Annotated in this window: 2 protein-coding genes; one reads left to right on the plus strand and one right to left on the minus strand. The window is 70.5% G+C overall.

The genetic code is table 11. From position 1 onward, the window contains the following. Positions 1-127: 127 nt before the first annotated feature. Positions 128-658, minus strand: a complete 531-nt coding sequence (locus tag AB0C29_RS41650) for a SigE family RNA polymerase sigma factor (protein ID WP_360832839.1) — start codon at positions 656-658, stop codon at positions 128-130. A 155-nt stretch (positions 659-813) separates the two neighbouring features. Between AB0C29_RS41650 and AB0C29_RS41655 the strand changes: the two genes are divergently transcribed. Beyond that, positions 814-2,838, plus strand: a complete 2,025-nt coding sequence (locus tag AB0C29_RS41655) for a right-handed parallel beta-helix repeat-containing protein (protein WP_360832842.1) — start codon at positions 814-816, stop codon at positions 2,836-2,838. Positions 2,839-2,870 lie beyond the last annotated feature (32 nt).

The following is a 2,870-nucleotide window of genomic DNA, read 5'->3' on the forward strand; positions in this document are numbered from 1 at the left end:
CAGCCGGCCCGCACCGCCCGGCGGCGCAGCACCCGCCTGCGGCCCCCCTCGACCAGCCGCTCCACCTGAAGCTTCGTGGCCGGCACCTCGACCGCCTGCAGCCGTTCGCGTACGTCCTGCTCGCCCATCATGATGCGTCCCTCATTCCCTGCGCGATGCTGACCTGGCGTTCCGGGCCGAGCGCGGCCCGCAGGCTGGCCAGTCCCCGCGCGCACTGACTCTTGACGTTGCCCACCGAGCACTTGAGCGCCTCGGCGGTGGCCTCGACCGACAGATCGTCGAAGTAGCGCAGTACCACCACGGCCCGCTGGCCCTTCGGCAGCACCCGCAGCGCCGTCATCAGCGCGTCCCGTTCGACGACGCCGTGGTCGGCTGCCTGGACCGTGGCCGCGTGCGCCGGTACGTCGCCCAGCCGCACCCGGGACCACCGCAGCCGCCGTTCGTCGAGGTAGCGCCGCACGAGAATGCTGTGCACGTACGCGTCGACGTTGTCCGCCGCGGTGACCCGCTTCCACTGGGTGTACAACGCCGTCAGCGTGGCCTGGACGATGTCGTCCGCCCGGTGCGCGTCGCCGCAGAGCATGTACGCAGTCCGGTGCAATCGCGACAATCGCCCCGTCACGTACTCGATGTATTCCCGTTCCTGATCGGGCCGCATCCCGCTCCCTTCGCCGGCCACCTGCACCCACCTGTCGCGGACCGCGGCCCGAAAGGTTGCATGAGCGTACGAAGCCGACGCACGGCCGGAAGTAACCAGCAAACTATCGGAATGTTTCGGCGTTGACACCGAATGTTTCACGCTATTACGTTGACGTGGTCTCGTCCGCCGACGGCTCCTGGGGGCCGGACGCCAGAAGGGCTCTGCCGAACATGACCTTCGTCCTGCATGTGGCGACCAGTGGTTCCGACGACGCCGACGGCTCGGAGAAGCAGCCGTTCCGCACGATCAACCGGGCCGCGGCCGCGGCCCGCCCGGGCGACACGGTCGTCGTGCACGGCGGCGAGTACCGGGAGTGGGTGACGCCCCCGCGCGGCGGCCTGAGCGACACCCGCCGGATCACCTACACCGCCGCCGACGGCGAGCACGTGGTCATCAAGGGTTCGGAGCGGGTCACCGGCTGGGTGCCCGACGGCGGCACGGTGTGGCGGGCCGAGGTGCCGAACGCGCTGTTCGGCGGCTTCAACCCGTTCGCCGAGGAGGTCGCCGGCGACTGGATCGTCTACCCCGAGGGTGCGCCACCCAAGCACCTCGGCGACGTGTACCTCAACGGCCGCAGCTTCTACGAGGCCGGCGGCCGTGCCGAGCTCGACGACCCGCCGCTGCGCACCGAGGTCGTGGACCACTGGACCGGCCTGGCCGACCAGGTCCGGGACCCGGAGCAGACCCGGCTGGTCTGGTACGCCGAGGTGGGCGCCGAGCAGACCACGATCTGGGCCAACTTCCAGGGCGCCGACCCGAACACCGAACTGGTGGAGATCAACGTCCGCCGGTCGGTGTTCCACCCGCTCGTCCCGCACCTGGACTACATCACCGTGCGCGGCTTCGAGCTGGCCCAGGCCGCGTCGCCGTGGACCCCGCCGACCGCGGACCAGCCCGGCCTGATCGGCCCGAACTGGGCCAAGGGCTGGATCATCGAGGACAACGTCATCCACGACGCCAAGTGCTCGGCGGTCTCGCTCGGCAAGGAGGCGTCCACCGGGCACAACTACGCCACCGAGCGCGGCGACAAGCCCGGCTACCAGTACCAGCTCGAGTCGGTGTTCGCCGCGCGCCAGATCGGCTGGGACCGCGAGCACATCGGTTCGCACATCGTGCGCCGCAACACCATCTACGACTGCGGGCAGAACGGCATCGTCGGCCACCTGGGCTGCGTGTTCTCCACCATCGAGGACAACCACATCTACAACATCGCGCTCAAGCGCGAGTTCTACGGCTACGAGATCGGCGGCATCAAGCTGCACGCGGCCATCGACGTGGTGATCCGGCACAACCGCATCCACGACTGCTCGATGGGCACCTGGCTGGACTGGGAGACCCAGGGCACCCGGGTCACCCGCAACGTCTACTACCGCAACAACCGGGACCTGTTCGTCGAGGTCAGCCACGGCCCCTACCTGGTCGACCACAACCTGTTCGGCTCGCGCGCGTCGTTCGAGTCGTTCAGCCAGGGCGGCGCGTTCGTCGGCAACCTGTTCGCCGGCACGCTGCGCCTCGAGGCGGTGATGGACCGGGCCACGCCGTACCACCGGCCGCACAGCACCCAGGTCGCCGGCTACGCGTACATCCGGGGTGGCGACGACCGCTACGTCGGCAACGTCTTCCTCGGCGGCGACACCGCTGCCGCGTACGGCGACGGCGGCCAGGGCGGAAGCGAGCCGGGCTACGGCCTCGCGGGTTACGACGACTACCCGGCGTCCTTCGAGGAGTACATCGCCCGCATCCAGGCCCAGCCCCCGGGCGACCACCAGCGCTACCTCGACGTGCTACAGGCGGTCTACGCCCACGACAACGTCTACGCCGCCGGCGCCCGGCCGTTCGCCGCGGAGACCGACCCGCACGTGCTCGGCGACGCGACCGTGTCGGTCGTCGAGGAGGGCGACGCGGTCTACCTGGAGACGAACTTCCCGGCCGGGTTCGACCAGGCCCGCCTCGGCCCGGTCGGCGGCCGTGACCTGCCCCGCGTCCGCTTCGCCGACGCGGAGTTCGAGGAGCCGGACGGCAGCCCGGCGGTCATCGACCTGGACCTGACCGGCAAGCGGCGCAACCCCGGCGAGACCGCGGCAGCCGGTCCGGTCGCCGCGCTGACCTCGGGCGATTCCCGCGTACGGGTCTGGTGAAGTCATGAATCGGCGGGCCCGGCCACCTGGCC

Origin of the sequence: Actinoplanes sp. NPDC048791 (genome assembly GCF_040650095.1) — a bacterium.
Lineage (GTDB): Bacteria > Actinomycetota > Actinomycetes > Mycobacteriales > Micromonosporaceae > Actinoplanes.